Raw genomic sequence first — 26,417 nt, 5'->3', positions numbered from 1 at the left:
CGCCTGGCGATCACCTTCGAACCGGCCCTCAGTGGCCGGTTTTTTCTTTGGCAACCCGCACGACCTGGCTACCTGAACCCAGGTCGTGCCAGGTGCGCTGGCGGCGCTCGATCAGCATCCACCACCAACCGAGCCCCAGGCACAGCCAGGACAGCAGTGCCAGCACGAAGCGCAGCAGCGCCTGGCCGAGGCTGACGGTGCTGCCGTCGACGTTCTGCACGCGAATGCCCCAGGCCTGCATACCCAAGGTCTGTCCGCCATGGGTCCAGAAACGAGCGAAGAAGGCGAACGACAGGCTCGTCAGCAGCAGCGACAGCCATGGATCGCGATCCAGCGCACCCGCCTCGGAAAGGACGCGCAGACGGGCCTCACCGTACCAACCCATCTGGGCCAGCTTGTACAGCGCGGCGGCAGCCATCAGCAGCGCCAGACACAGGATCAGGTCGTAGGTCGCTGCGGCCAGGCGCCGAGCCAGGCTCGCCGGTATCGGCTGCAGGTTGTGCGCTGCAATGGGCGCCATCGAAGATCCTTGGGCAGAATTGGCCGGTCACGTCGGCCGAGCGGCCACAAAAAAAGCCCCAGGCTATCAGCGCTGGGGCTTTTCGGCGACGCTCGAATCAAGCCTCGGCTTGAACCTCGTCAGCCTGCAGGCCTTTCTGGCCCTGCACGGCAACGAAGGTGACCTTCTGGCCTTCCTTCAGGCTTTTGAAGCCGTTGCCCTGAATGGCGCGGAAGTGTACGAACAGGTCCGGGCCGCTCTCAGGGGTGATGAAACCAAAACCTTTTTCGTCGTTGAACCACTTGACGGTACCGCTTTGACGATTCGACATAGCTTAATTTCCTTGAAACCTAGAATTATTAACAGCGTCTTTCACATGAAAGAGTACTGGGCTGATTTGCAGGAAAGTAAGAGACGTCGAACGGGTTGTAGCAATGATCAGAGCTACTGCCCAGGTCACGATCCAAGCGACCCATGCAAACACAGTGGAGAAACTTTACGCTAACTTCAGCGAGAAAAACAAGCCCTCGCAACCTGCGCATTTCGAGCTTTTTTTGCCGCATTTAAGGCCGTATCCGCCGCGTTGCTCCACGATCGTGCACGACGTTGTATTCCCTTGACGCCAATGGATTCAAGCAGTGGCAATCATGGGCCGAATTGCGGTGGAACCATGACGCTTTATAGATGCGTCATAGTTTTTATCTACCAGCAGCGACTGTTTGCGCACTCGCAGGGATATCCGGTCTTTCATTCACCCACGATAATAGCGTTGAGCAACGAAGGGCATCTTGGCAACTTTCAAGGGCACAGGCTTGCCACGCACGATGGCCTGCAGTTCGTTATCCAAGGCAGCGGCGCTGGCGTCGACGTAGCCCATGGCAACCGGCGCGTCCAGTGTCGGGCCGAACCCGCCGCTGCACACGCGGCCGACTTCCACTCCTTGAGCGTTGATGATCGACGCACCTTCGCGCACTGGAGTGCGATCCTGCGGCAGCAGGCCGACGCGCTTGCGTGCAACGCCTTCGCGTTGCTGGGCAAAGATGATGTCAGCACCTGGGAAGCCACCGGCGCGCGCACCCTCGGCACGGCGCGCCTTGGAGATGGCCCACAGCAGGCTGGCCGCAATCGGCGATGTCTCGCTGTCCATGTCATGGCCATACAGGCACAGGCCCGCCTCCAGGCGCAGCGAATCGCGTGCGCCCAGGCCGATCGGTTCCACTTCAGGCTCGGCCAGCAAGGCGCGCGCAAGCGCTTCTGCCTCGCTGCTGGGCACGGAAATCTCGAAGCCGTCTTCGCCGGTGTAGCCCGAGCGACTCACGTAGCACTCAACGCCCAGCAGCTTCACGCTGGCGAACTGCATGAAGGTCATGTCTGCGACTTCCGGCGCCAGGCGTGCCAGCACCGTTACCGCTGCTGGCCCCTGCAGTGCCAAAAGCGCGCGTGCGTCGAACAACGCCTCGATTTCGCAGTGACCGTGCAGATGGCGTTGCAGATGGGCAAGGTCCTGATCCCTGCAGGCGGCGTTGACCACCAGCAGCAAGGTGTCGTTGCCCAGGTTCGCCACCATCAGATCGTCGAGAATGCCGCCTTGTTCATTGGTGAACATGGCATAGCGCTGCATGCCCACGGGCAGGTCGATGATGTCCACCGGCACCAGCGTCTCCAGTGCCTTGGCGGCATCGGCGCCGGTCAGGCGAATCTGGCCCATGTGCGACACGTCGAACAGCCCGGCCTGGGCACGGGTGTGGCGGTGCTCCTTCATCACGCCCAGCGGATACTGTACCGGCATGTCGTAGCCGGCGAACGGCACCATGCGCGCGCCCAGTTCCAGGTGCAGCGCGTGCAGGGGTGTTTTTTGCAGAGTGGCATCGGACATTTTTCGTTCCTTGCGAGGCGGGGCGCGCAGCGATAAACGCTGCGCGCCGCAGTCGTCACGCTTGCTGATAGGCTTCGATGGAAGGGCAGGCGCACACCAGGTTGCGATCGCCGAAAACGTTGTCGACCCGACCTACAGGTGGCCAGTACTTGTTTTCCTGCAGCGTCGGCAGCGGGTAGACCGCCTGTTCGCGGCTGTAGGCGTGGGTCCACTCACCGACCAGTTCGGCGGCGGTGTGCGGCGCATTCTTCAACGGATTGTCTTCGCGATCCAGACGGCCTTCCTCGACCGCGCGAATCTCTTCGCGGATCTGGATCATGGCGTTGCAGAACCGATCGAGTTCTTCCAGCGACTCGCTTTCGGTCGGCTCGATCATCAAGGTACCTGCCACCGGGAACGACATGGTCGGAGCATGGAAGCCGAAGTCGATCAGGCGCTTGGCGACGTCGTCGACGCTGATGCCGCTGCTGTCCTTGAGCGGGCGTACGTCGAGGATGCACTCGTGGGCCACCAGTCCGTTGCTGCCGGCATAGAGGATCGGGTAGTGCTGTTCCAGGCGCCGGGCAATGTAGTTGGCGTTGAGGATGGCCACCTGGGAAGCACGCTTGAGACCGTCGCCGCCCATCATGCGAATGTACATCCAGGTGATCGGCAGGATGCTGGCGCTGCCGAACGGGGCCGCGCAGACCGCGCCCTGTTTGCGCTCCAGCGCGGCATGGCCGGGCAGAAACGGCGCCAGGTGCGCTTTCACGCCAATCGGGCCGACACCTGGGCCGCCACCGCCATGGGGAATGCAGAAGGTCTTGTGCAGGTTCAGGTGGGACACGTCGCCGCCGAACTTGCCCGGTGCGCACAGGCCGACCATGGCGTTCATGTTGGCGCCATCGATGTACACCTGGCCACCGTGGTCATGAATGATCGCGCAGATCTCGCGGATGCCTTCCTCGAACACGCCATGGGTGGACGGGTAGGTGATCATCAGTGCGGCGAGCTTGTCACCGTGCTCGATGGCCTTGGCGCGCAGGTCTTCGATGTCGACGTTGCCGCGTGCATCGCAGGCAGTGACCACGACGCGCATCCCGGCCATGTGCGCGGTCGCCGGATTGGTGCCGTGCGCCGAGGATGGAATCAGGCAGATGTCGCGGTGCGCTTCGCCGCGGCTCTGGTGGTAGGCCCGAATGGCCAGCAAGCCGGCGTATTCACCTTGGGAGCCGGCGTTGGGTTGCAGTGACACGGAATCGTAGCCGGTGGCCGCGCACAGCATGCTCTCCAGTTCGTCGGTCAGTAACTGATAGCCCCGGCTCTGCGCGGCCGGTGCGAAAGGGTGCAACTGGCCGAACTCGGCCCAGGTCACCGGGATCATTTCGCTGGCGGCATTGAGCTTCATGGTGCAGGAGCCCAGTGGGATCATGGTGCGATCCAGGGCCAGGTCCTTGTCGGCCAGGCGGCGCAGGTAGCGCATCAGCTCGGTTTCCGAGTGATAGCGATTGAACACCGGATGCTGCAGGATCGCCGACTGGCGCAACAGCGGCTCGGGCAGTTGATCGCCGACCTCATCGGCCAGGGTCTGGAATACCACCTGCGTGCTTGCGTTGTGGAACAGCTGCCACAAGGCTTCCACGTCGGCCTGGCGGGTGGTTTCGTCCAGCGAGATGCCCACGCGCTGCGCGTCGACTTCGCGCAGGTTGATGCCTGCAGCCCGGGCCTGCTCGTGCAGGCGCTCGGTCGCGCCGCCGGTGGCCAGGGTCAGGGTGTCGAAGAAGTGTTGCTGCTCCACGCGCACGCCCAATTGGGTCAGGCCACGTGCCAGGATGGCAGTGAGCTGGTGGGTGCGTCGCGCGATCTGGATCAGGCCGGCCGGGCCGTGGTAGACCGCGTACATGCTGGCGATGTTGGCCAGCAGCACCTGGGCCGTGCAGATGTTGCTGGTGGCCTTCTCGCGACGGATGTGCTGTTCACGGGTCTGCATGGCCAGGCGGAGCGCGCTCTTGCCATGGCGATCCACCGACACGCCGACCAAGCGCCCAGGCATGTCGCGCTTGAAGCTGTCGCGGGTGGAAAAGTACGCCGCGTGTGGGCCACCGAAACCCAGTGGCACGCCGAAACGCTGGGCGCTGCCGATGGCGACGTCGGCACCGAATTCGCCCGGAGGGCTGAGCAGCGTCAGGGCGAGCAGGTCAGCCGCTACGGCTACCAGGGCATTGCCAGCATGAAAGCGCTCTACCAGTTCACGGTAGTCGAAAATGTCGCCGTTACTGGCGGGATACTGCAGCAGAGCGCCGAAGAAACCGTCGGTGTCGGCGAGCTCATGCTCGTCGCCGATGACCACTTCGATACCCAGCGGCTCGGCGCGGGTGATCAGCACGGCCAGGGTCTGTGGATGGCAATGGCTGGAGGCGAAGAAGCGCTGGCTGTTCTTGTTCTTGCTCAGCCGTTTGCAGAAGGTCATGGCCTCGGCGGCGGCGGTCGCTTCATCGAGCAACGAGGCATTGGCGATGGGCAGTCCGGTCAGGTCGCTGATCAAGGTCTGGAAGTTGAGCAGCGCCTCCAGACGGCCTTGGGAAATCTCCGGCTGATACGGCGTGTAGGCCGTGTACCAGGCGGGGTTCTCCAACAGGTTGCGCAGGATCGGCGCCGGCGTGTGGGTGTTGTAGTAGCCCTGGCCGATGTAGTTCTTGAACAGTTGGTTCTGCTGGGCGATGGCCTTGATCGCGGCAAGGGCATCGGCTTCGCTCTGCCCGGCAGAGAGACCGAGCACGCTGGTGCCCTTGATGCTTTCGGGGATAACGCTGGCGCTCAGGGCATCGAGGCTGTCGAAGCCCAGGAAGTCGAGCATGGCCTGCTCGTCGGCCGGGCCCGGGCCGATGTGGCGGGCGATGAATTCGTTGTCGGTGTGCAATGCAATGGCGCGAGTCATGGTGGGTCCTCAGCCTTGGGCGGCGATCAGGTTGTCGTAGGCGGTCTGGTCGAGCAAGGCGCGAACCTGTTCGAGGTCGTCGGGAATGAACCGGAAGAACCAGCCCCGGGCCAGTGGGTCCTGGTTGACCAGTTCCGGAGCCGCATCGAGTGCAGCGTTGACTTCGACGATCTCGCCATCCAGGGGCATGTTGATGCTGCTGGCGGCCTTCACCGATTCCAGCACCGAAACCTCGGCATCGCGCGCATGGCGGGCCAGTTCGGGCAACTGCACGAAGACCACGTCGCCCAAAGCATTCTGGGCAAATGGGGTGATACCGACCTTGACGCTACCGTCGGCTTCGAGGCGTAGCCATTCGTGTTCGACGGTGAAACGCAACTCGCTCATGGAAACTCCGCAATGATTTGGGGTTCAGCAATGAGGGTTACTTAGCAAGATGGTTGCCAGATTTCCCAAAGTCACAGGCTGCAAGGGCTCCAGGCAAATCACCCCCATCAAGGATCGCAACGGTTGTAACGAAAACGCTACGAAACACCCAGATCCGCCTCCCTTGTAGCAGCGGCGCAAGCCGCGTCGGCGGTAGACGCGGTCTATTGCATGGACCCCAGCGAGCCCGGACGCGGCTTGCGCCGCTGCTACAGGAGTCGTATCGAATTACGTACGATGTATTTAAAACGATACAGGCCAGTTCGTCTGCGGTATCAGTTCGCGCCACCGATTCCATACTTGCGCAACCGGTTGGCAATGGCCGTGTGAGATGTCAGTAGACGGCTGGCCAGTTGCCGGCTGGATGGGTAACTGGGGTACAGCTTTTCCAGAAGTGCTTTTTCGTAGGCGCCAACGGCCTGCTCCAGGCTGACGACGTCGCCGTCGTTGCGTCGACTCACGCTGGTGCCGGCAATGTCCAGATCGCCGATGTCGACTGTGTTGCTTTCGCAGACGGCGGCTGCGCGAAAGATCACGTTCTGCAACTGCCGAACGTTGCCCGGCCAGCGGTTGCCCAGCAGGGCCGGATAGGTGCTCGTCGTCAGCCGGCACATCGGTCGCTGAATCTGCGTGCAGGCCTGCTGCATGAAATAACGGGCCAGCAGCAGGATATCTTCACCGCGCTCGCGCAGGGGTGGCACGTTCAGGTTGAGCACGTTCAGGCGGTAGAACAGATCTTCGCGGAAGGCGCCTTCGGCCACCATCTGCTCCAGGTTGCGGTGGGTGGCGCTGAGGATGCGCACGTTGACCTTGACCTCACGGTCGCCGCCTACCCGGCGAAAGCTGCCATCGTTGAGGAACCGCAGCAGCTTGGCCTGCAGGTACGGCGACATCTCGCCGATTTCGTCGAGAAACACCGTGCCTTGGTGAGCCAGTTCCATCAGCCCTGGCTTGCCGCCGCGCTGGGCGCCGGTGAATGCACCGGGGGCATAGCCGAACAGCTCGCTCTCGGCGAGGTTTTCTGGCAGGGCGGCGCAGTTGAGCGCCAGGAACGGCGCGCCGTGGCGCGCGCTGACGGCATGGCAGGCCCGCGCCACCAGCTCCTTGCCCGTGCCCGTCTCGCCTTGGATCAACAGCGGCGCATCCAGCGCCGCAACACGTTGCGCCCGGGCCTTGAGCGCACGGATCGGTGCGGAGTCGCCCAGCAGCGAATCGAACCCTTCGGCGTGGTCGTGGTGCAGGGCGGCCAGTCGCTCACCCATGCGGTTGGGCGGGTATAGCGTCAGCAGGGCACCGGCGTCGGTGATGGGTGTGGCATCGAGCAACAGCGTCTGGCCATTCAGGTTGACCTCGCGCAGTGGCAGACGGAACCCTTGTTCGAGCAAGGCGCCGAGCAAGGCAGGATCGGCGAACAGGTCCGCCACCGACTGTCCGGCGGGCTCGCGGCCGTACAGCTCGACCAAAGCCGGGTTGGCCAACAGCACATTGCCGGCACTGTCCAGTGCCAGCACTGGATCGCCCATGGCGGCCAGCAAGGCTTCAAGCTGCAGGTGCCGACGTTGTCCTGGAAGAATATCGACCACGCGCACGTCCTCCACGCCCCGCACCCGGAACAGCGCATCGTGCAGTTCTTCCAGCACCAGCGGGCTGAGGGTCGGTGCGTCGATATAGACGTTGGGCGGGACCATCTCGACTGCGTCGAGGTTGAGGTTGCGCGCCCCCAGCAGGGCCAGCACTTCCTGGGTGATGCCGACACGATCGATGAAGCTGACGTGGATACGCATGGGGTCTCGAGCATTCCGGACAGCGGAGGGACGCAGTATGCCTTGCCATCGTGGAAAGCTGTAGCACCTACGCGGGCGTGCTCAGCGCTGGGGGTTGATGCGTTCGGGCCGCGACCAGATCCACAGGTTGACCAGCACCATGCCGGAGATCGCCGCGTACACCGGCCAGTGCTGCTTGAGGGTGAACCACATGAGCACTGAGCAGAGGACCATGCTGACGGTTGCGCTGACCTTGGTTCGACGGGTTATCACCTTGCCATTGCGCCAGTTCCGCAACATCGGGCCGAACAGCTTGTGGTTCTCCAGCCAGGCGCTCAGCCGCGGTGAGCTTTTGGTCGCCGCCCACGCGGCCAGCAGGATGAACTCGGTGGTGGGCAACCCCGGCACCACGATGGCGATCAACCCGATGATCAGGCTGGTATAGGCCAGCAGGCCGTAAAGCACGCGGGCCAGCTTTGAGGGGAGCGGGCGAGGGTTGTCCATGAGTTCCATACAGTGGGGGTCAGGCCGGCGCCGTTTCCTTGTGGTCGGCGTAGGTGTGTTGCAGCAGCACCTGCAAGCGCGCAAACGCATCGTTGGCCGCCTGATCAGCTTGCGCTTCTTCAGCCGCGCTGAACGGCAGGGCGTCGAAGATCGCGTTGAAGGCTTTCCAGCCCTTGCCGCGCCCGCCCTCGGGTTCGGCCAAATGGCGAGCACCGAAACTGGCGGTGTAACCCAAGGCGTTAGCCCGTTTGATCAGGATGGCGGCGCCGAGTTTAGACCCTTCGGAGACGCGAATCCAGGTGAGCGCCGTGGCCTGACTGGGCTCGCTGAGGGCGCCCGGAACAGGTTGCGGAATGGCCACGCCCAGATCGATCAGATCGGCCTTGGCCGCCTCTGCGCGGCATCGCTCGGGCAGATCGGGAAACAAGGCGATCAGGGCCGGGTCGTTGTACAGGTGTTGCAACTCGGATTGGAACAGGTACTGCATCTGCAGAAAGCGCGCATAGCTTTGCGGCGTATCGAATGGCGCGTAGCGGGCCACGGTGTTTTCCAGGCTGTCGTGCAACGCCTGGCTGATCGCGCGCAAGCGAGCGGAGCGCAGTGGGGCGTGGTCCTGAATGTGCTCGGTGACGGTCATTGCGAGTTCCTTGAAAAATGCGGTGCTGTTTAGACGAGACGAATCAACTCACAGCGGACCGTAAAAAAATCCCACCACAGGGGCAGCGGTTATCTGCCCCTACAGTGCCATTATCAGATGTCCCAAACCAGATTGATCGCGAAATTACGACCGGGAGCAGTGAGGCGGTCGAGGTTGGCGGGTGATGTCACCGCCGCTTCGCCCACGCCGTCATAACTGCGCACGTCGTCCCATAGCCAGTATTTCTTGTCGGTGAGGTTGTACAGGCCGGCGTTGACCGTGACGTCGTCGGTGACCTTGTAGTAACCGGCCAGGTCGAGGATGCCGAAGCCAGGCGTTTTGAACACACCGCTGCCGTCCGGCGACTTGAACGCGCTGCTGTCCACTCGGTTCTGACGCTTGACCAGTGTCCAACTGAGCAGGCCGCCATACTGCTGCTGCTCGTAGCCCAGGCCGAATACGCCCTTGAGAGGATTGACGCTGTTGATCGGTTGGCCGTTGTCTTCGTTCTTGCCATGGGCGTACGCGATGGAGCCCTGGCTGTAGAGACCTTGCGGTGCACCGAAGCTGTCCAGGTTCAAGCGGCCCTTGAGCTCGACGCCCTTGATGGTGGCATGCTTGATATTGTTGCTTTGGAACACGGCGGACGTCGCCCCGGGGCTGACCGCATCCTCGTTGATGAAGTCGCGGTACTGGTTGTAGAACACCGCGATATCGAAGGTGCCTGCCTCGAACTTGCCGCGTAGGCCGGTTTCATAACTTCTGCTTTTTTCCGGTTCCAGATCCGGATTGGGCTGGACCGTATAGCCTGCGCCAAGGTTTTCGAAACGGCCATAAAGCGCCTTGGCCGAAGGTGTGCGGAAGCCTTCGGCGTACTGCCCATACCAGGTGTAGTGGTCATCGAAGTCGTAGGTCACGCCCAGCGTGGGTGACAACCGGTGCCAGTTCCGGTCGTTGTCGGCCACGGTGTACTCGCCAGTGGGGTTGACCGTGCGCAGGAACTCATCGCTCAGGCGGGGCTTGAGCTGGGTGTAGTCATAGCGGGCGCTGGGTCGCAAGGTCCACTGGTTCCAGCGAATCTCGTCCTGGACGAACAGGCTGTAGGTGTTGATGGTCGGGTCGGGGAAGTCGCTGGATTTGACCAGGCGATCGGCCGCGCTGTCGGCGCCGATGGCTCGGCAACTGCCCATCACGGTCAAGCAGGTCCCGTAGCCGCTGCGTGAGCCGGTAACCTTCTGCTGGCGTATGTTGGTGCCGTAGGTCAGCAGGTGATCGGTTTGTCCCAACTCGAAGGCCTTGTCCAGTTGCAGGTCGAACACCCACTGGCGCTCTTTGTAAAAAGTGTCACGCGCTCGCAACACATCGCGCGCGCGCGGGACGACATAGTGCTCTTCGGTGTGCTGGTCGGTCTTGGCGATCTGGTAGTTCAAGCTCCACTTGATGTGATCGGCCACGACGCTGTCCAGCTCGAAGTCGTGATTCAAGCCGAAGCGCTCGCGGGTGATCGTGTCGTTGCCACCGCGCGACTGATAGAAATTCAGCGGCCTGCCATTTGCATAGGGGCCGCCATAGGCACTTTTCAAATCAACATCGCGGTCGTCCTTGTACTTTTCGTAGGTGAGCCCGAATCGAGCATCGTCGGCGTAGTTCCAGCCCAGCTTGGCCAGGACATTGGTCGAGCGCACGTCCTTGGGGTCGGCTGCGGTGCGGCTCAGCCCTGTGCTGGTATGGTCGCCGTAGGATTCGGTCTCGTGGCCATTGCGCTGGCTCAGGTGCAGGAGGGCATCGAAGTCACCCGAACGGCCGGCCACGGTAGCCGAGTTCAGCCAGCTTTCGTCTGCCGAACTGTAACCGGTCTTCAGGCGTGCGCCGACATCCTTGCCGGGTTTGATGATATCTTCCGGGTCCAGGGTGTAGTAGCTGACCACCCCACCGATGGCACTGCTGCCGTAGAGCGACGACGCCGGCCCGCGCAGGATTTCCACCCGCTTGACGATTTCCGGGTCGACGTAATTGCGCTCGGTTTGCGCATAGGGGCCGTTGAAGAAGCTATCCGGCACCTCGACGCCATCGACCTGGGTGAGCACACGGTCGCCGTCGATACCACGAATGTTGTAGCCGGTAAGGCCGCTGCGCAAACCGGTGCCGCCTGCGGAGACGCCCGGTTCGTAACGCACCAGGTCCTGAAGGGTGTTGACGTTGTCACGGTCCAGCTGCGTGCGGCCCTGGACGCTGACGGTACTCGGGACGCTGTCGGCGCTTTGTTCCTGGCGTGTGGCGCTGACGGTCATCTGTTGCAGGGCGATCACGGCGCCCGGCGAGCTGCGCTCGAGTACAACGTTGTTGGCGCTGATTTTTCGGTAGCGCAAGGGTGTCCCCGCGAGCAGCCGATCCAGTGCCTGTTCCGGCGTCAGGTTACCGCGCGCACCGGGTGAAATGACGTCCTGGGCAAGCTCGGCGGGCAGTCCGACCTGCCATCCCGTCGTGGTGCTGAAGCCGTTCAAGGCCGACGCCAGAGGCTGCCGAGCGATGCTGAAGGCGTGATTGACGCTGATGCGGGCGCTGTTCGGTGTCAGCTCCGCAGCGCTGCCCACGGCCGGCACGGCGGCCAGCAGCAGGGCAGCGGTGAGCACCGAGTGGTGAAACTGAGGACGAGTGAAACCTTTGGACATCGAAAGCGCTCCCTGTCGCGTATCGTTATAGTGTTACTGATCCGAATGCGAATCAGTTGCATTGGCTATGACTAGACGGATGGGGAAGCGCTACAGCGTAAAAATAATTATGCGGTGTCTCGGTTCATGGCAATGACGTATCCGTCAGTTCAGGATGACCAGCGCCGGAAACTCCCGCACCTGTGCCGACGTCACCTGAGCCAACGAGCGAACCACTTCGAGCGGGTTGTCCAGGCGGTAATTGCCGGTCACTGCCACCTGCTCGAGCTTCTTGTCGGTGTTGATGATCCACCCCGGGTAATAGCGCCGAAGTTCGGCAAGCACCTCGCCCATTGGGCAATTCTCGAAGATCAAACGGCCGTGGACCCAGGCCAGATCCTTCTGTGGATCGAGCCGCTCACGCGTGCCGAATCCCCTGGGGCCGATGCGTATGCTGTCGCCGGCGTTCAGGCGCACCGTCTCGTCGTGGCTGGCGCTGAGGTCGACGTTGCCGCGCTGCACCCGCACTTGTGCCTGGCCATCGTGGTAGCTCACGGCGAAGGCACTGTCGAGCACATCGGCACGCACCGGGCCTGCTTGCACCTTCAGGGGTTGCCGACGGCTGGGAGGCACCTCGAAAAAGGCTTCGCCTTCGTACAGGCGTGCGCTGCGTTGCCGGGTGTCGATGCGGCTGGAGAAAGCCGAATCGGTGTTGAGCAGTACCTTGGAACCGTCTTCCAGTTGCAGGTGTTGCCGTTCGCCGACCTGGGTCAGATGAGCGGCCTGTACGCGCAGCGGCAGGTGGGTGAAATTCAATACGCCTACCACCAGCATTGCGGCGCTAGCCAGTGGTTTCCAATGCCGACGCCAGGCCGGCAGTCGGCGCCGCGTTTGCAGGGCGACGGCGGCCTGGTGAACCGGCGCGCCGTGCCATACCGCGCGGGCCTGCTCGAATGCCGCGGCATGTTCGGGGTCGGCCAGCAGCCAGGCCTCGAATGCCCTTTGCTCGGTGGGGTCGGTGCAAGGCTGGGCAATCAACCAATCGATGGCTTGCTCCATGGCAGGCGTCGGTGGCGCTCGCTCTGGTAGATGCTGCCGATTCACGGATGCTCCTCCAGGCGCTGGGCGACACCGATGCAGATCGCCATGATCAATTTCAATTCCTTTTGCACGGTGCTTGCCGAGACGTGCAGCTCATGGGCAATTTCCACATAACTGCTGCCATGCACTCGGCTCAGGATGAAAATCCGCTGCTGGCGCGGCGTCAGTCGAGCCAGGCTGATGGTCAGCCTGGCCAGAAGGCGCTCCGCATGGGCGACCTCGTCCGGACTGCTGGCCACTGCTGCAATGCTTTGTAGCACGTCGAGGGGCACATCTTCGACCATGGTTCGCTCGTGCACCCGCCGTGAGCGCAGGTAATCCAGGGCCAGATTGCGTGCTGTCTGAAAGACGAAGGGTTCGAGGTGCTCGATGCGTCGCTCACCCAGGGCACGATTCACCCTCAGGTAGGTTTCCTGAAGCAGGTCTTCGGCGGTGCTGGGGTTGCGTACCATGCGCTGAAGGGTGCGCAGCAGACTCAAGCGTTGGGAGAGAAAAACGGAATTGAAGCGTGATTGACTCACGGAATTGCCCGGACGGAAAGCAGAAGATGATAATGCTTCTCATCTGTGCGCCTGGTCAAGTCGCGATCTTTGCAAGAGGTATCGCGGCTGGAGACGGCATCCACCGTATCCAGCCGCTATGGGGCCTTACTTGGCGTTGATCAGCGCCAGGCAGTTGTCCAGCATGCGGTTCGAGAAGCCCCACTCGTTGTCGTACCAGGCCATGACCTTGACCAGCTTGCCGTTGACCTTGGTGTGGTTGGCATCGAAGATCGACGACAGCGGATTGTGGTTGAAGTCGGTGGAAACCAGCGGCAGGGTGTTGTAGCCCAGCACCTTGGACTGCTCGGCCGCGGCATGCATCAGCGCATTGATCTCGTCGCGGCTGGCTTCGCGCGAAAGGTTCAAGGTCAGGTCGACCAGCGAGACGTTGATCACCGGCACGCGCACCGCCATGCCGGTCAACTTGCCGGCCAGCTCCGGCAGCACCAGGCCAACGGCTTCGGCAGCGCCGGTCTTGCTGGGGATCATCGACTGGGTCGCCGAGCGGGCGCGGTAGGGGTCGCTGTGGTACACGTCGATCAGGTTCTGGTCGTTGGTGTAGGCGTGGATGGTGGTCATCAGGCCCTGCTCGATGCCCAGCTCGCGGTGCAGCACCTGGGCCACCGGGGCCAGGCAGTTGGTGGTGCAAGAAGCGTTGGAGATCACGTCGTGGGACTGACGCAGCACGTCGTGGTTGACGCCGTACACCACGGTGGCATCGGCGCCCTTGGCCGGTGCCGAGATGATCACCTTGCGCGCGCCGGCCGTCAGGTGCGCGGCAGCCTTTTCACGGTCGGTGAACAGGCCGGTGCACTCGAACACCACGTCGATGTTCTCGGCCTTCCACGGCAGTTCCGCCGGGTTGCGGATGGCACTGACCGAGATGCGGTCGCCATTCACCGTGAGGCCTTCCTTGTCGTGCTCGACCGTGCCGTCGAAAGTGCCATGCACCGTGTCGTACTTGAGCAGGTGAGCGTTGATCGCGCTGTCACCCAGGTCGTTGATGGCGACGACCTGCAGGTCCTGGCGGTAACCTTGGGTATAGAGTGCCCGCAGGACATTGCGGCCGATGCGGCCAAAACCGTTGATTGCTATGCGAATGGTCATGAGTGATTCCTGTGATCAGATTGGGTGATTCCCCTTGGATCAGGTCCGGGCAAGCAGGTCACGTAATCTGTTTTGTTGTTGGAATTACAAGATTATTCGCATAGAAATAGAAAACAAGCCTTTTTAGTGGCAATATTTTGTTCTATCTACAACGAGTGACCGGTACAACCCTTCCTTCACATCGATTCTTGCCTGCAGGGCTTTGAGCCCTGACACGGGTCGTAGTTCGGACAGAGTGTTGCAGAGGTCGCCCCCAAAGCCTGGAGTTCTTCACATGCATCCCCGCGTCCTTGAGGTCACCCAACGGCTGATTGCGCGTAGCCAAGCTACCCGCAAGCACTACCTGCAACTGATCGACAGCGCTGCCAGCGACGGGCCCATGCGCGGCAAGCTGCAGTGTGCGAACTTTGCCCACGGAGTAGCGGGGTGCGGCACCGAAGACAAGCACCAACTGCGCATGATGAATGCGACCAACATCGCAATCGTTTCGTCATATAACGACATGCTCTCGGCGCACCAGCCCTACGAAACCTACCCGGAGCAGCTCAAGCAGGCGTTGCGCGAGATCGGCTCGGTCGGCCAGTTCGCCGGTGGCGTGCCGGCCATGTGCGATGGCGTGACCCAGGGCGAGGCCGGCATGGAACTGAGCCTGGCCAGTCGTGAAACCATCGCGCTGTCCACGGCCGTGGCCTTGTCCCACAACATGTTCGATGGCGCCCTGATGCTCGGCATCTGCGACAAGATCGTTCCGGGCCTGATGATGGGCGCGCTGCGCTTTGGCCATCTGCCGATGGTCTTCGTCCCCGGCGGGCCAATGCCGTCGGGCATCTCCAACAAGGAGAAGGCCGATGTTCGCCAGCGTTATGCCGAGGGCAAGGCGAGCCGTGAAGAATTGCTCGAATCGGAGATGAAGTCCTACCACAGTCCGGGCACCTGCACGTTCTACGGCACGGCCAACACCAACCAGTTGCTCATGGAAGTGCTGGGGTTGCACCTGCCGGGGGCCTCGTTCGTCAATCCCAACACACCGCTGCGCGATGCGCTGACTCACGAGGCAGCCCATCAGGTGACACGCCTGACCAAGGCCAACGGCGAGTTCACGCCCATCGGCCGCATCGTCGATGAAAAGTCGCTGGTGAATTCGATCGTCGCCCTGCACGCGACGGGCGGTTCGACCAACCACACCCTGCACATGCCGGCGATCGCCATGGCTGCGGGCATCATCCTGACCTGGCAGGACATGGCCGATTTGTCCGAAGTGGTGCCCACCCTGTCCAATGTCTATCCAAACGGCAAGGCTGACATCAACCATTTCCAGGCAGCTGGCGGCATGGCTTTCCTGATTCGCGAGTTGCTCGCAGCGGGCCTGTTGCACGAGGACGTGAACACGGTGGCCGGTCATGGCCTGAGCCGCTACACCCGCGAACCGTTTCTGCAAGAGGGTCGGCTGGTCTGGCGCGAGGGTCCCGAGGCGAGCCTCGACGAAACCATCCTGCGCCCCGTGGCACGGCCTTTCTCGGCCGAGGGTGGATTGCGCGTGATGGAAGGCAATCTGGGTCGGGGCGTCATGAAAGTGTCTGCCGTGGCGTTGGCGAACCAAGTAGTGGAGGCGCCGTGCCGCGTGTTCCAGGACCAGCAGGAGCTGGCCGATGCGTTCAAGGCCGGCGAACTGGAAAAGGATTTCGTCGCGGTCATGCGCTTCCAGGGGCCGCGCTCCAACGGCATGCCGGAACTGCACAAGATGACGCCTTTTCTCGGCGTGCTGCAGGATCGCGGCTTCAAGGTCGCGCTGGTCACCGACGGGCGCATGTCCGGCGCGTCCGGCAAGATTCCCGCCGCGATTCACGTCAGTCCCGAGGCGGCCAGCGGTGGCCCGTTGGCCTTGGTGCGCGATGGCGATATCATCCGGGTCGACGGTGTCGAAGGTACCTTGCAGGTACGCGTCGATGCCCAGACGCTGGCCAGCCGCACCCCGGCGGTCGGCACCTTGGCCAATGGCGTAGGGTGCGGGCGTGAACTGTTCGGGTTCATGCGCCAAGCCTTCAGCTCGGCCGAGCAAGGCGCCAGTGCCTTCACTTCGGGGTTGGAGATTTTGCGATGACACTCGCCCTTATCGGCGACATCGGCGGTACCAACGCACGTTTCGCCCTCTGGGAAAACGATGCACTGCATTCGGTTCGGGTCTTCCCCACGGCAGACTACACCAGCCCCGAGCACGCCATCGGTGTGTACATGGCCGACCTCAAGCTGCAGAAGGGCGACATCGGCGCCGCGTGCCTGGCGGTAGCGGGCCCGGTGGACGGTGACGAGTTCCGCTTCACCAACAGCCATTGGCGCCTGAGCCGCAAGGCATTCTGCGCAAGCCTGCAGATCGGGCACCTGCTGCTGATCAACGACTTCACCGCCATGGCGTTGGGCATGACCCGTCTACAGCCCGATGAATACCAGCTGGTCTGCGAGGGCGAAGCGGATCCCGCACGTCCGGCAGTGGTAATCGGCCCAGGCACGGGGCTGGGCGTGGGCACGTTGATCGCCCTGCGCAACGGCTGGATGGCATTGCCGGGTGAGGGCGGCCATGTCGACCTGCCCGTCGGCAGCGCGCGCGAAGCCCAACTGCGCGCGCACATCGAAGCGCAGATCGGTCACGTCAGCGCCGAGACGATTCTCAGCGGTGGTGGGTTGTTACGGTTGTATCAAACTGTGTGCGAAGTGGACGGCCACACGCCTTCCTGCACTTCGCCTGCGGAGGTTACCGACGCCGGGCTTGCCGGCGACCCCGTCGCTCGGGAAACCCTGGAGCAATTCTGCCGCTTCCTGGGCAGGGTGGCAGGCAACAACGTGCTGACCGTGGGCGGCCGGGGCGGCGTGTACATCGTCGGTGGCGTGATCCCGCGCTTTCTCGACATCTTCATGCAAAGCGGTTTCGCCGAGAGCTTCGCCGACAAGGGCTGCATGAGCGATTACTTCAAGGGCATCCCGGTGTGGGTGGTCACGGCCGAGTTCTCCGGGCTGTTGGGCGCAGGCGTGGCCTTGCAACAGGCGCAGGCTTGAGCGTTTAATCAGCCCTTGAAAAAAGCCGGGCGTATCGACCCGGCAATGACAACAAGGACGCCCACGTGAGCACTGTCGGCAAATCGATCCTGCTGGTCGATGACGATCAGGACATCCGCGAACTGCTGGACACCTACCTTAGCCGCGCCGGTTTCGCCGTGCGCACCACGGCCGATGGCGCGGGCTTTCGCGAAGCGCTTGGCGCCGAGGTCGGCACCGACCTGGTGATTCTCGACGTCATGCTGCCCGACGAAGATGGCTTCAGTCTGTGCCGCTGGATCCGCCAGCATCCGCGCATGGCCCAGGTGCCGATCATCATGCTGACCGCCAGCTCCGACGAAGCCGACCGCGTGATCGGCCTCGAGCTGGGAGCCGATGACTATCTGGGCAAGCCGTTCAGCCCGCGCGAGCTGCAGGCGCGCATCAAGGCGTTGCTGCGACGCAGCCAGTTCGCCAGCGAGCGCAGTGGCGAAGTACTCGGCTTCGACGACTGGCGGCTGGATACCGTCAGCCACCGCCTGTTTCACACCGACGGGGAAGAGGTGTTCCTCTCCGGTGCCGACTTTGCCTTGCTCAAGCTGTTCCTCGACCATCCGCAGCAGATCCTCGACCGCGATACCATCGGCAACGCCACTCGCGGGCGCGAGCCGATGCCGCTGGATCGCATCGTCGACATGGCGGTCAGCCGCCTGCGCCAACGCCTGCGCGACAATGACAAGCCCTCGCGGCTGATCCGCACGGTACGTGGTAGCGGCTACTTGCTGGCGGCCCACGTTGCGCCTGTTTAAGCCGCGCTCACTGCTGGGTCGCATGCTGTTGCTGACACTGCTGGCGGTGCTGCTGGCGCAGGGCTTGTCCAGCGTCATCTGGCTGTCGCAGCTGCGTGCCACCCAGCTCGAAGGGTTGGTGACCAGCGCCCGCAGCCTGGCCCACTCGATGGCGGCCAGCGTCAGCTATTTCCGTTCGTTGCCACTGGCCTATCGGCCGCTGGTCCTGGATCAGCTGCGCAGCATGGGCGGTACGCGCTTTTTCGTTTCGCTCAACGACAAGCCACTGGGTATGCAACTGCTCGAATCGACTGCGCGCAAGACTGCAGTGATCGATGCGGTTTCTGCAGTGCTCCGCACCCAGCTGGGCGTCGACGTGGATATCTCGGTGGCCTTCGTCAGCCCCGACGACCTGCGCATCTTCAATAGCGGCCTGAAGCTCGACGAGCTGCCGCGCTCCTGGGCGCACTACGCCTTGACCCTGGAACCGGTCAACCCGCCGGTGCTGGTCACCCAGATTCGCCTGGGACCCACCGAATGGCTGTACATCGCTTCGCTGTTGCCCGAACCCTATACCACGCTCGAGGAAGAGGGCCTGCCTGCCCAGCAGATCTGGTTCATCGCCCTGACCAGCGGGTTCCTGCTGCTGTTCATTGGCGTGCTCGTGCACTGGCAAAGCCGGCCCCTGAAACGCCTGGCCCGCGCCGCACGCGAGCTGTCGTTGGGCGAGGTGAGCAACGAACCGCCCATGGACGGCGGTGGCAGCGAGGTGGTGGAAGTGGCCCGTGCACTGAATGCCATGCGTGAGCGCATCAGTCGCTACCTGACCGAGCGCAGCCAGCTGTTCAGTGCGATTTCCCACGACTTGCGCACGCCCATCACGCGCCTGCGGCTGCGCGTCGAACTGCTCGACGATCCAGCCCTGGAAGCCAAGTTCGGCCGTGACCTGGACGAGCTGGAATTGCTGGTCAAGGGCGCGCTGCAATGCGTCAAAGACACCGACATCCACGAAAACATCGAACGGGTCGATCTCGATCAGGTACTCGACTGCCTGGTAGAGCCCTATCTGGCGCCGCACGGCAACGGCCGAGTGACCCTGGAAGGCAAGGCGCGCCGGGCTTATACCGGCAAGCCGCTGGCGATCAAGCGCTGCATCGGCAATCTGATCGACAACGCACTCAAGTACGGCGACCGCGCGCACTTGTCCATCCATGACGACGCCGAGGCCTTCGTGTTGTACGTCGACGACGAAGGCCCTGGGGTGCCGGAGCAACGGCTGCAGAAAGTCTTCGAGCCGCACTTTCGTCTGGCCGGCACTCAGCAGGGCTACGGCCTGGGCCTGGGCATCGCACGCAATATCGCCCACAGCCATGGCGGCGAGGTGACCTTGCAGAATCTTCCGGCTGGCGGGTTGCGCGTGACCCTGGTGTTGCCACGCAAGGCGGTGTGAGACGTTCATGCGTGCTCACGCCAGCCGATCGAATGTCACCAGTCGGTGACATTTCCCCATCCCTTCGTTACCTGCGCCCCTGTGGCGATGTTTACACTCTCATGCAACGCAAGCATCAGACTTGCATCTGCATAACAACAAAAAAGGATGTCCCATGAACTCGCTCTCCCGCCTCGCCATCGTCGTTTCCCTTGCCTCCGTGTTCCCGCTCAGTGCCCTGGCTGCCGACTCCAAAGGTTCGGTAGAAGTGGTGCATTGGTGGACGTCCGGCGGTGAAAAAGCAGCAGTCGACGTGCTCAAGGCGCAGGTGGAGAAAGACGGTTTCACCTGGAAGGACGGCGCCGTGGCCGGCGGCGGCGGTTCCACCGCAATGACCGTGCTCAAGAGCCGCGCCATGGCTGGCAATCCTCCTGGCGTTGCCCAGATCAAAGGCCCCGACATCCAGGAATGGGGCAGCACCGGGCTGCTCAGCACCGAAGCCCTGAAGCAGGTTGCCGTGGATGAGAAGTGGGACAGCCTGTTGGTCAAGAAGGTGTCTGACACCGTCAAGTACGACGGCGAGTATGTGGCCGTTCCCGTGAACATCCACCGGGTGAACTGGCTGTGGATCAACCCCGAGGTGTTCAAGAAAGCTGGTATCGAAAAGGCGCCGACTACCCTCGAAGAATTCTATGCAGCCGGCGACAAGCTCAAGGCCAAGGGCTTCATCGCGCTGGCCCATGGTGGTCAGCCATGGCAGGACAGCACCGTGTTCGAAGACGTGGTGTTGTCGGTCATGGGCGCAGACGGCTACAAGAAAGCCTTCGTCGACCTCGATGAGAGCACCCTGACGGGTGAACAGATGGTCAAGGCGTTCACCGAGCTGAAGAAGGTCGCAACTTACATGGACCCCAACCGTGCCGGGCGTGACTGGAACATCGCGGCTGCCGACGTCATCAATGGCAAGGCCGGCATGCAGATGATGGGCGACTGGGCCAAATCCGAGTGGACCGCGGCAGGCAAGGTGGCCGGCAAGGATTACCAGTGCGTGGCCTTCCCCGGCACCGAGAAAGCCTTCACCTACAACATCGACTCGCTGGCCGTGTTCGAACTCAAGAACAAGGACGACATGGCCGCGCAGCAAGACCTGGCCAAGGTTGCACTGGGCACCGACTTCCAGAAAGTCTTCAGCATGAACAAGGGTTCGATCCCGGTACGTACCGACATGCTCGCCGAGATGGACAAGCTGGGCTTCGACGCCTGCGCCCAGACGGCGGCCAAGGACTTCCTGGCCGACGACAAGACCGGCGGCCTGCAGCCGAGCATGGCGCACAACATGGCCACGACGCTGGCGGTGCAGGGCGCGATCTTCGATGTGGTGACCAACTACATCAACAATCCCCAGGCTGATCCGCAGAAGGCCGCCTCGCAGCTGGCCAAGGCCATCAGTTCGGCCAAGTGAACATCAGGCTGACACACCCAGCCCTGTAGCACCGGCGCAAGCCGGGTCCCGATCGCCGCCGTTGCATCATGCATTCGCGGCGCTGCCGGACGCGGCTTGCGCCGCTGCTACACACTATCCAACGAAGCGGACATCTCAACATGAGCTCAACTGCTGTCATGCGCAGGGCTTCGCCCCTGGACGCCCTGCAGCGCTGGCTGCCCAAGCTGGTGCTGGCACCGAGCATGCTTATCGTGCTGGTCGGCTTCTACGGCTACATCCTGTGGACCCTGGTGCTGTCCTTCACCACTTCGAGCTTCATGCCCAACTACAAGTGGGCGGGCCTTGCGCAGTACGCGCGGCTGATGGACAACGATCGCTGGTGGGTCGCGAGCAAGAACCTCGCGGTCTTCGGTGGCCTGTTCATTTTCATCAGCCTGGTGCTGGGGGTATTCCTGGCAGTGCTGCTGGACCAGCGCATTCGCCGCGAAGGCTTCCTGCGCACCATCTACCTGTATCCCATGGCGCTGTCGATGATCGTCACCGGTACCGCCTGGAAGTGGCTGCTCAACCCGGGCATGGGCCTGGACAAACTGCTGCGCGACTGGGGCTGGGAAGGCTTTCGCCTGGACTGGCTGGTTGACCAGGACCGGGTGGTCTACTGCCTGGTGATCGCGGCCGTTTGGCAGGCCTCGGGCTTCGTCATGGCGCTGTTCCTGGCCGGCCTGCGTGGCGTCGACCAGTCGATCATTCGTGCCGCCCAGGTGGACGGCGCCAGCCTGCCCACCATCTACCTGCGCATCGTCCTGCCGAGCCTGCGTCCGGTGTTTTTCAGCGCCTTCATGATTCTTGCGCACATCGCCATCAAGAGCTTCGACCTGGTAGCTGCGATGACGGCGGGAGGGCCGGGCTACTCGTCGGACCTTCCCGCGATGTTCATGTACGCCTTCACCTTCAGCCGGGGCCAGATGGGGCAGGGGTCGGCCAGCGCCATGCTGATGCTCGGCGCGATCCTGGCCATCCTGGTGCCCTACCTGTACTCCGAACTGCGGGGCAAACGTCAATGAACCCTATGACCGGCAAACCGGCCCTGACCTTCAGTCGCGTGGCGATCTACGCCGTGCTGCTGCTGGCCGCGGCCATCTACCTGGTGCCGCTGGTGGTGATGCTGCTGACCAGCTTCAAGACACCCGACGACATCCGCACCGGCAACCTGCTGAGCCTGCCGGAAGTGTTCACTGCCATCGGCTGGGTCAAGGCCTGGGGTTCGGTGGGTGGGTACTTCTGGAACTCGGTGATGATCACCGTTCCTGCCGTGCTGATCTCCACCTTCATCGGTGCCATGAACGGCTATGTGCTGTCGATGTGGAAGTTTCGCGGCTCGCAACTGTTCTTCGGCCTGCTGCTGTTCGGCTGCTTCCTGCCGTTCCAGACCGTGCTGTTGCCGGCGTCATTCACCCTGGGCAAGTTCGGCCTGGCCAACACCACCACCGGGCTGGTGCTGGTGCACGTGGTGTATGGGCTGGCATTCACCACGCTGTTCTTCCGCAACTATTACGTGAGCGTGCCGGACGCACTGGTCAAGGCCGCACGCCTGGATGGCGCCGGGTTCTTCACCATCTTCGGCAAGATCCTGCTGCCCATGTCGATCCCGATCGTCATGGTCTGCCTGATCTGGCAGTTCACCCAGATCTGGAACGACTTTCTGTTCGGCGTGGTGTTCGCCAGCGGCGATGCACAGCCGATCACCGTGGCATTGAACAACCTGGTCAACACCAGTACCGGGGTCAAGGAATACAACGTGGACATGGCAGCGGCAATGATCGCCGGCCTGCCGACGCTGTTGGTCTACATCTTCGCTGGCAAGTATTTCCTGCGCGGGCTCACGGCCGGCGCGGTCAAGGGGTAGCAACATGGCAACGCTGGAACTGCGCAACGTAATCAAGACCTACGGCAGCGGCTTGCCGGACACGCTGAAGAACATCGAGCTTTCGATCGACTCGGGGGAATTCCTGATCCTGGTGGGGCCGTCGGGCTGTGGCAAGTCGACCCTGATGAACTGTATTGCAGGCCTGGAGAACATCTCCGGCGGGGCGATCCTGGTCGACGGCGAAGACATCAGCGGCATGAGCCCCAAGGACCGGGACATTGCCATGGTGTTCCAGAGCTACGCGCTGTATCCGACCATGACGGTGCGCGAGAACATCTGCTTCGGCCTGAAGATCCGCAAGATGCCCCAGGCTTCGATCGACGAAGAAGTAGCGCGGGTGGCCAAGCTGCTGCAGATCGAGCATCTGCTCGAACGCAAGCCCGGCCAGCTCTCCGGTGGCCAGCAGCAGCGTGTGGCGATGGGGCGCGCACTGGCGCGGCGGCCCAAGATCTACCTGTTCGATGAGCCGCTGTCCAACCTCGACGCCAAGCTGCGGGTGGAGATGCGCACCGAGATCAAGTTGATGCACCAGCGCCTGAAGACCACCACGGTCTACGTGACCCACGACCAGATCGAGGCCATGACCCTGGGTGACAAGGTGGCGGTGATGAAGGACGGCATCATCCAGCAGTTCGGCACGCCGCAGCAGATCTACAACGATCCGGCCAACCTGTTCGTGGCCAGCTTCATCGGCTCGCCGCCGATGAACTTCATTCCGCTGCGCCTGACCCGCCAGGACGGCCGCCTGGTGGCGCTGCTCGAGAGCGGCCAGGCGCGTTGCGAACTGCCGCTGGGCATCGCCGACGCGGGGCTGGAGGATCGCGAGATCATCCTCGGCATCCGCCCCGAGCAGATCGCCCTGGCCAACGAGCAGGTCACGGGTTTGCCCACCCTGCGTGCCGAAGTGCAGATCACCGAGCCGACCGGGCCGGACACGCTGGTGTTCGTCACCGTGAACCAGACCAAGGTGTGCTGCCGCATGGCGCCGGATGCTGCGCCGGCCATAGGCGCCACCTTGAACCTGCTGCTGGACCCGAGCAAGGTCCTGATTTTCGATGCGGCCAGCGGTGCGCGCCTCGGCGCCACGCGAATCGCGCAGGAAGCTGCACCCTTGGGCAACGTGACCCAGTTCAAAGGACGCTGAATAGCGATATCGGCGGGCGGCCTGTCGCCTGCCATTGGCAAGACTGTACAACACGTCAATAACAATAAAAGAGGAAGAGGGATGAACAGCAGACTTATCACTAAACCCAGACTGATCGGCCAGTTGTCGATGCTCGGCGCCTTGAGTCTGGCCGGCAGCGTGCATGCCGCTGGGGCTTTTACCGAAGAGTCGCCGTGGATGACCGGTGACTGGGGTGGGGCGCGTACGGAGTTGCTGGAAAAGGGCTACGATTTTTCGCTGGAATACGTAGGGGAAGTTGGCAGCAATCTCGACGGTGGCTACAACGACGACACCACCGCACGCTACAGCGACCAGTTCGCCCTGGGCGTGAAGATGGATCTGGAAAAGATTCTGGGGTGGAAGGATGCGGAGTTCAAGCTGGCCATCACCGAGCGTAGCGGCCGCAACATCTCCAATGACCGGATCGGCGACCCGCGTGCCGGCACCCTGAGTTCATCCCAGGAAGTCTGGGGCAGGGGCCAGACCTGGCGGCTTACCCAGATGTGGTACAAGCAGGGTTATTTCGACGACAAGCTCAACGTCAAGATCGGCCGCTTCGGCCCTGGCGAAGACTTCAACAGCTTCCCGTGCGACTTCCAGAACCTGGCGTTCTGCGGTTCGCAGGTCGGCAACTGGGTTGGCAACATCTGGTACAACTGGCCGGTCAGCCAGTGGGCGTTGCGTATCAAGTACAACATCACCCCGGAAGTGTATGCGCAGGTGGGCGTGTTCGAGCAGAACCCCTCGTACCTGGAAACCGGTAACGGCTTCAAGCTCAGCGGTAGCGGCACCAAGGGCATGATCCTGCCGGTTGAACTGGTATGGACGCCCAAGCTCAACGACCTGCCGGGCGAGTATCGCCTGGGCTACTACTACAGCACGGCCAAGGCCGACGATGTGTATGAAGATGGCAATGGCCAGGCGGCTGCGGTCTCCGGCGCAAGCTACAAGTCCCACAGCAGCAAGCACGGCGCCTGGATCGTCGCCCAGCAACAGTTGACCAGTCACAACGGCAGCGCCGCGCGTGGCCTGAGCATCTTCGCCAACGCCACCGTGCACGACAAGGACACCAACTTTGTCGACAACTATCAGCAGATCGGCCTGACCTACATGGGGCCCTTCGACGCCCGGCCCAAGGACGACATCGGTGTGGGCATCGCGCGCATCCACGTCAACGACGACGTGCGCAAGAATCGCCGCCTGGTCAATGATCTGAACAACATCGAAGACTACGACAATCCGTCATACCTGCCGATCCAGGACACCGAGTACAACGCCGAGATCTACTACGGCTTCCATGTGACCAACTGGCTGACGGTGCGGCCCAACGTGCAGTACATCAAGCATCCTGGCGGCGTGAACCAGGTGGATGACGCACTGGTGGCCGGGTTGAAGATCCAGTCCAAGTTCTGATTTGTGGTGTGCGCTTTCCGGGCGACTCAGGTCGCCCTTTTTTTCGACCCAGTAACGGGCTCACCGTAGGAGCGGTCATCGGCCGCGAATGCTGCCCCGCGGTGAAACTGGCACACCGCGGTGTTCTTTTCGCGGTCGCTGACCGCTCCTACGTGGGATCAGGGGCTTATCCATCCCATTTACCTGCGGTTTGACCGTAGGAGCGGTCATCGGCCGCGAAAGGCTCGCTGCGGTGAATCTGATCCACCGCAGCGTTTTTTCGCGGCCACTGACCGCTCCTACAGATTCAGGTCCTTTGCCTGCATTCAGTCCAGGCCATCCCCTGCCGGGTAGCGACTCACGTTCAGGCTTTCCTTGATCTTCCTCAGGTGCGGCTGGAAATCCACGCCGCGCCGTAGCGTCATGCCCGTGGCCAACACATCGAGCACAGTCAATTGCACGATGCGCGATGTCATCGGCATGTAGATATCCGTGTCTTCAGGCAGGGGTATGTTCAGGCTCACGCTGCTGGCCTTGGCCAAGGGCGAGCCTGCTGCCGTCAGCCCCAGCACCGATGCACCGTTTTCCCGTGCCAGGCGGGCGACTTCCACCAGTTCGCGCGTGCGCCCGGTGTAGGAGATGATCACGAACAGCTCGCCGGTATGGGCAACCGACGCCAACATTCGCTGCATGAGGACATCGGCATGGGCCGACACCGCCAGGTTGAAGCGAAAGAACTTGTGTTGGGCATCGAGCGCCACCGGCGCCGACGCGCCGAGGCCGAAGAAGTGGATCTGGCGTGCCTGGATCAACATGTCCACGGCGCGGCTGACCAGCGCCGGATCGAGTTGCTGGCAGGCGCTGTCCAACGAAGCGATGGCACTGCCGAAAATCTTCTGGGTATAGGCCGCCGGGTCGTCGTCGGCTTCTACCGCGCGACTGACGTAGGCTGCGCCACTGGCCAGGCTTTGCGCCAGTTGCAGCTTGAGCTCGGGGTAGCCGCTGACGCCGAAGGAACGACAGAAGCGGTTCACCGTCGGCTCGCTGACCTTGGCGGCCTGCGCCAGAGCGGCAATACTGAAGCGGGTCGCCTGCTGCGGATTGAGCAGAATGACCTCGGCCACCTTGCGCTCGGCCTTGTTCAGCTCATCGAGGCGGCTCTGGATCTGTTCCAGAAGATTTCGCACACGGTCCATGGTATGTCCTTGGGTCTACTGCA

At 62.6% G+C, this 26,417-nt stretch carries 22 protein-coding genes; 9 read left to right on the top strand and 13 right to left on the bottom strand.

Annotation, left to right across the window (positions count from 1 at the left end; translation table 11 throughout):
- Positions 1 to 28: 28 nt before the first annotated feature.
- The 12 genes from H7993_RS09210 to gap all read right to left on the bottom strand — a co-directional run bounded on the left by H7993_RS09210 (position 29) and on the right by gap (position 14,023).
- The gene (locus H7993_RS09210) at positions 29 to 520 is read right to left on the bottom strand and encodes an RDD family protein (protein WP_185794111.1); all 492 of its coding nucleotides are present in this window, start codon (positions 518 to 520) and stop codon (positions 29 to 31) included.
- A gap of 97 nt (positions 521 to 617) precedes the next feature.
- The gene (locus H7993_RS09205; protein WP_122479618.1) at positions 618 to 830 is read right to left on the bottom strand and encodes a cold-shock protein; all 213 of its coding nucleotides are present in this window, start codon (positions 828 to 830) and stop codon (positions 618 to 620) included.
- A 420-nt stretch (positions 831 to 1,250) separates the two neighbouring features.
- On the bottom strand, positions 1,251 to 2,375 hold the full coding sequence (gene gcvT, locus H7993_RS09200; protein WP_185794110.1) for a glycine cleavage system aminomethyltransferase GcvT: 1,125 nt from the start codon (positions 2,373 to 2,375) through the stop codon (positions 1,251 to 1,253).
- Between the two features lie 55 nt (positions 2,376 to 2,430).
- A complete protein-coding gene (gene gcvP, locus H7993_RS09195; protein ID WP_185794109.1) occupies positions 2,431 to 5,292 on the bottom strand; it encodes an aminomethyl-transferring glycine dehydrogenase in 2,862 nt (953 codons plus the stop codon).
- 9 nt (positions 5,293 to 5,301) lie between these two features.
- Positions 5,302 to 5,679, bottom strand: a complete 378-nt coding sequence (gene gcvH, locus H7993_RS09190) for a glycine cleavage system protein GcvH (protein ID WP_185794108.1) — start codon at positions 5,677 to 5,679, stop codon at positions 5,302 to 5,304.
- 314 nt (positions 5,680 to 5,993) lie between these two features.
- Complete coding sequence (locus H7993_RS09185; RefSeq protein WP_122479613.1) at positions 5,994 to 7,502, bottom strand: sigma-54-dependent transcriptional regulator; 1,509 nt, start codon at positions 7,500 to 7,502, stop codon at positions 5,994 to 5,996.
- An 81-nt stretch (positions 7,503 to 7,583) separates the two neighbouring features.
- Positions 7,584 to 7,985 (bottom strand): YbaN family protein, encoded by a 402-nt coding sequence (locus tag H7993_RS09180; RefSeq protein WP_122479741.1) that lies wholly within the window; start codon positions 7,983 to 7,985, stop codon positions 7,584 to 7,586.
- Between the two features lie 19 nt (positions 7,986 to 8,004).
- The gene (locus H7993_RS09175) at positions 8,005 to 8,622 is read right to left on the bottom strand and encodes a biliverdin-producing heme oxygenase (RefSeq protein ID WP_185794107.1); all 618 of its coding nucleotides are present in this window, start codon (positions 8,620 to 8,622) and stop codon (positions 8,005 to 8,007) included.
- A gap of 113 nt (positions 8,623 to 8,735) precedes the next feature.
- Complete coding sequence (locus H7993_RS09170) at positions 8,736 to 11,294, bottom strand: TonB-dependent receptor (RefSeq protein ID WP_185794106.1); 2,559 nt, start codon at positions 11,292 to 11,294, stop codon at positions 8,736 to 8,738.
- 144 nt (positions 11,295 to 11,438) lie between these two features.
- Positions 11,439 to 12,332, bottom strand: a complete 894-nt coding sequence (locus tag H7993_RS09165) for a FecR family protein (RefSeq protein WP_185794105.1) — start codon at positions 12,330 to 12,332, stop codon at positions 11,439 to 11,441.
- 41 nt (positions 12,333 to 12,373) lie between these two features.
- Positions 12,374 to 12,895, bottom strand: coding sequence for a sigma-70 family RNA polymerase sigma factor (locus H7993_RS09160; protein WP_185794104.1), 522 nt, complete (start codon positions 12,893 to 12,895; stop codon positions 12,374 to 12,376).
- A gap of 126 nt (positions 12,896 to 13,021) precedes the next feature.
- A complete protein-coding gene (gene gap, locus H7993_RS09155) occupies positions 13,022 to 14,023 on the bottom strand; it encodes a type I glyceraldehyde-3-phosphate dehydrogenase (protein WP_122479608.1) in 1,002 nt (333 codons plus the stop codon).
- A 274-nt stretch (positions 14,024 to 14,297) separates the two neighbouring features.
- Here gap and edd point away from each other — a divergent pair, with 274 nt between their 5' ends.
- The 9 genes from edd to H7993_RS09110 all read left to right on the top strand — a co-directional run bounded on the left by edd (position 14,298) and on the right by H7993_RS09110 (position 25,219).
- Complete coding sequence (edd, locus tag H7993_RS09150; RefSeq protein ID WP_122479607.1) at positions 14,298 to 16,124, top strand: phosphogluconate dehydratase; 1,827 nt, start codon at positions 14,298 to 14,300, stop codon at positions 16,122 to 16,124.
- Positions 16,121 to 17,074, top strand: a complete 954-nt coding sequence (locus tag H7993_RS09145; protein WP_122479606.1) for a glucokinase — start codon at positions 16,121 to 16,123, stop codon at positions 17,072 to 17,074. Before edd ends, H7993_RS09145 begins: the two co-directional genes overlap by 4 nt.
- A 65-nt stretch (positions 17,075 to 17,139) precedes the next feature.
- Complete coding sequence (locus H7993_RS09140) at positions 17,140 to 17,862, top strand: response regulator (protein ID WP_122479605.1); 723 nt, start codon at positions 17,140 to 17,142, stop codon at positions 17,860 to 17,862.
- A 22-nt stretch (positions 17,863 to 17,884) separates the two neighbouring features.
- On the top strand, positions 17,885 to 19,291 hold the full coding sequence (locus tag H7993_RS09135; protein ID WP_122479740.1) for an ATP-binding protein: 1,407 nt from the start codon (positions 17,885 to 17,887) through the stop codon (positions 19,289 to 19,291).
- A 154-nt stretch (positions 19,292 to 19,445) separates the two neighbouring features.
- Entirely contained in the window at positions 19,446 to 20,732 is a 1,287-nt protein-coding gene (locus H7993_RS09130; protein WP_185794103.1) for an ABC transporter substrate-binding protein, read from the top strand.
- A gap of 140 nt (positions 20,733 to 20,872) precedes the next feature.
- Positions 20,873 to 21,778, top strand: coding sequence for a carbohydrate ABC transporter permease (locus H7993_RS09125; RefSeq protein WP_122479603.1), 906 nt, complete (start codon positions 20,873 to 20,875; stop codon positions 21,776 to 21,778).
- 5 nt (positions 21,779 to 21,783) lie between these two features.
- A complete protein-coding gene (locus tag H7993_RS09120) occupies positions 21,784 to 22,620 on the top strand; it encodes a carbohydrate ABC transporter permease (RefSeq protein WP_163007624.1) in 837 nt (278 codons plus the stop codon).
- A gap of 4 nt (positions 22,621 to 22,624) precedes the next feature.
- Entirely contained in the window at positions 22,625 to 23,785 is a 1,161-nt protein-coding gene (locus tag H7993_RS09115) for an ABC transporter ATP-binding protein (RefSeq protein WP_185794102.1), read from the top strand.
- Between the two features lie 129 nt (positions 23,786 to 23,914).
- Positions 23,915 to 25,219, top strand: a complete 1,305-nt coding sequence (locus H7993_RS09110) for a carbohydrate porin (protein WP_244646990.1) — start codon at positions 23,915 to 23,917, stop codon at positions 25,217 to 25,219.
- A gap of 305 nt (positions 25,220 to 25,524) precedes the next feature.
- On the opposite strand, the gene hexR is transcribed toward H7993_RS09110, so the two are convergent.
- Positions 25,525 to 26,385, bottom strand: a complete 861-nt coding sequence (hexR, locus tag H7993_RS09105) for a DNA-binding transcriptional regulator HexR (protein WP_185794215.1) — start codon at positions 26,383 to 26,385, stop codon at positions 25,525 to 25,527.
- Between the last annotated feature and the right edge of the window lie 32 nt (positions 26,386 to 26,417).

Origin of the sequence: Pseudomonas baltica, assembly GCF_014235765.1 — a bacterium.
GTDB lineage: Bacteria > Pseudomonadota > Gammaproteobacteria > Pseudomonadales > Pseudomonadaceae > Aquipseudomonas > Aquipseudomonas baltica.
Note: the sequence above shows the minus strand (reverse complement) of the source record. Positions and strands in the feature narration are given on the sequence as shown.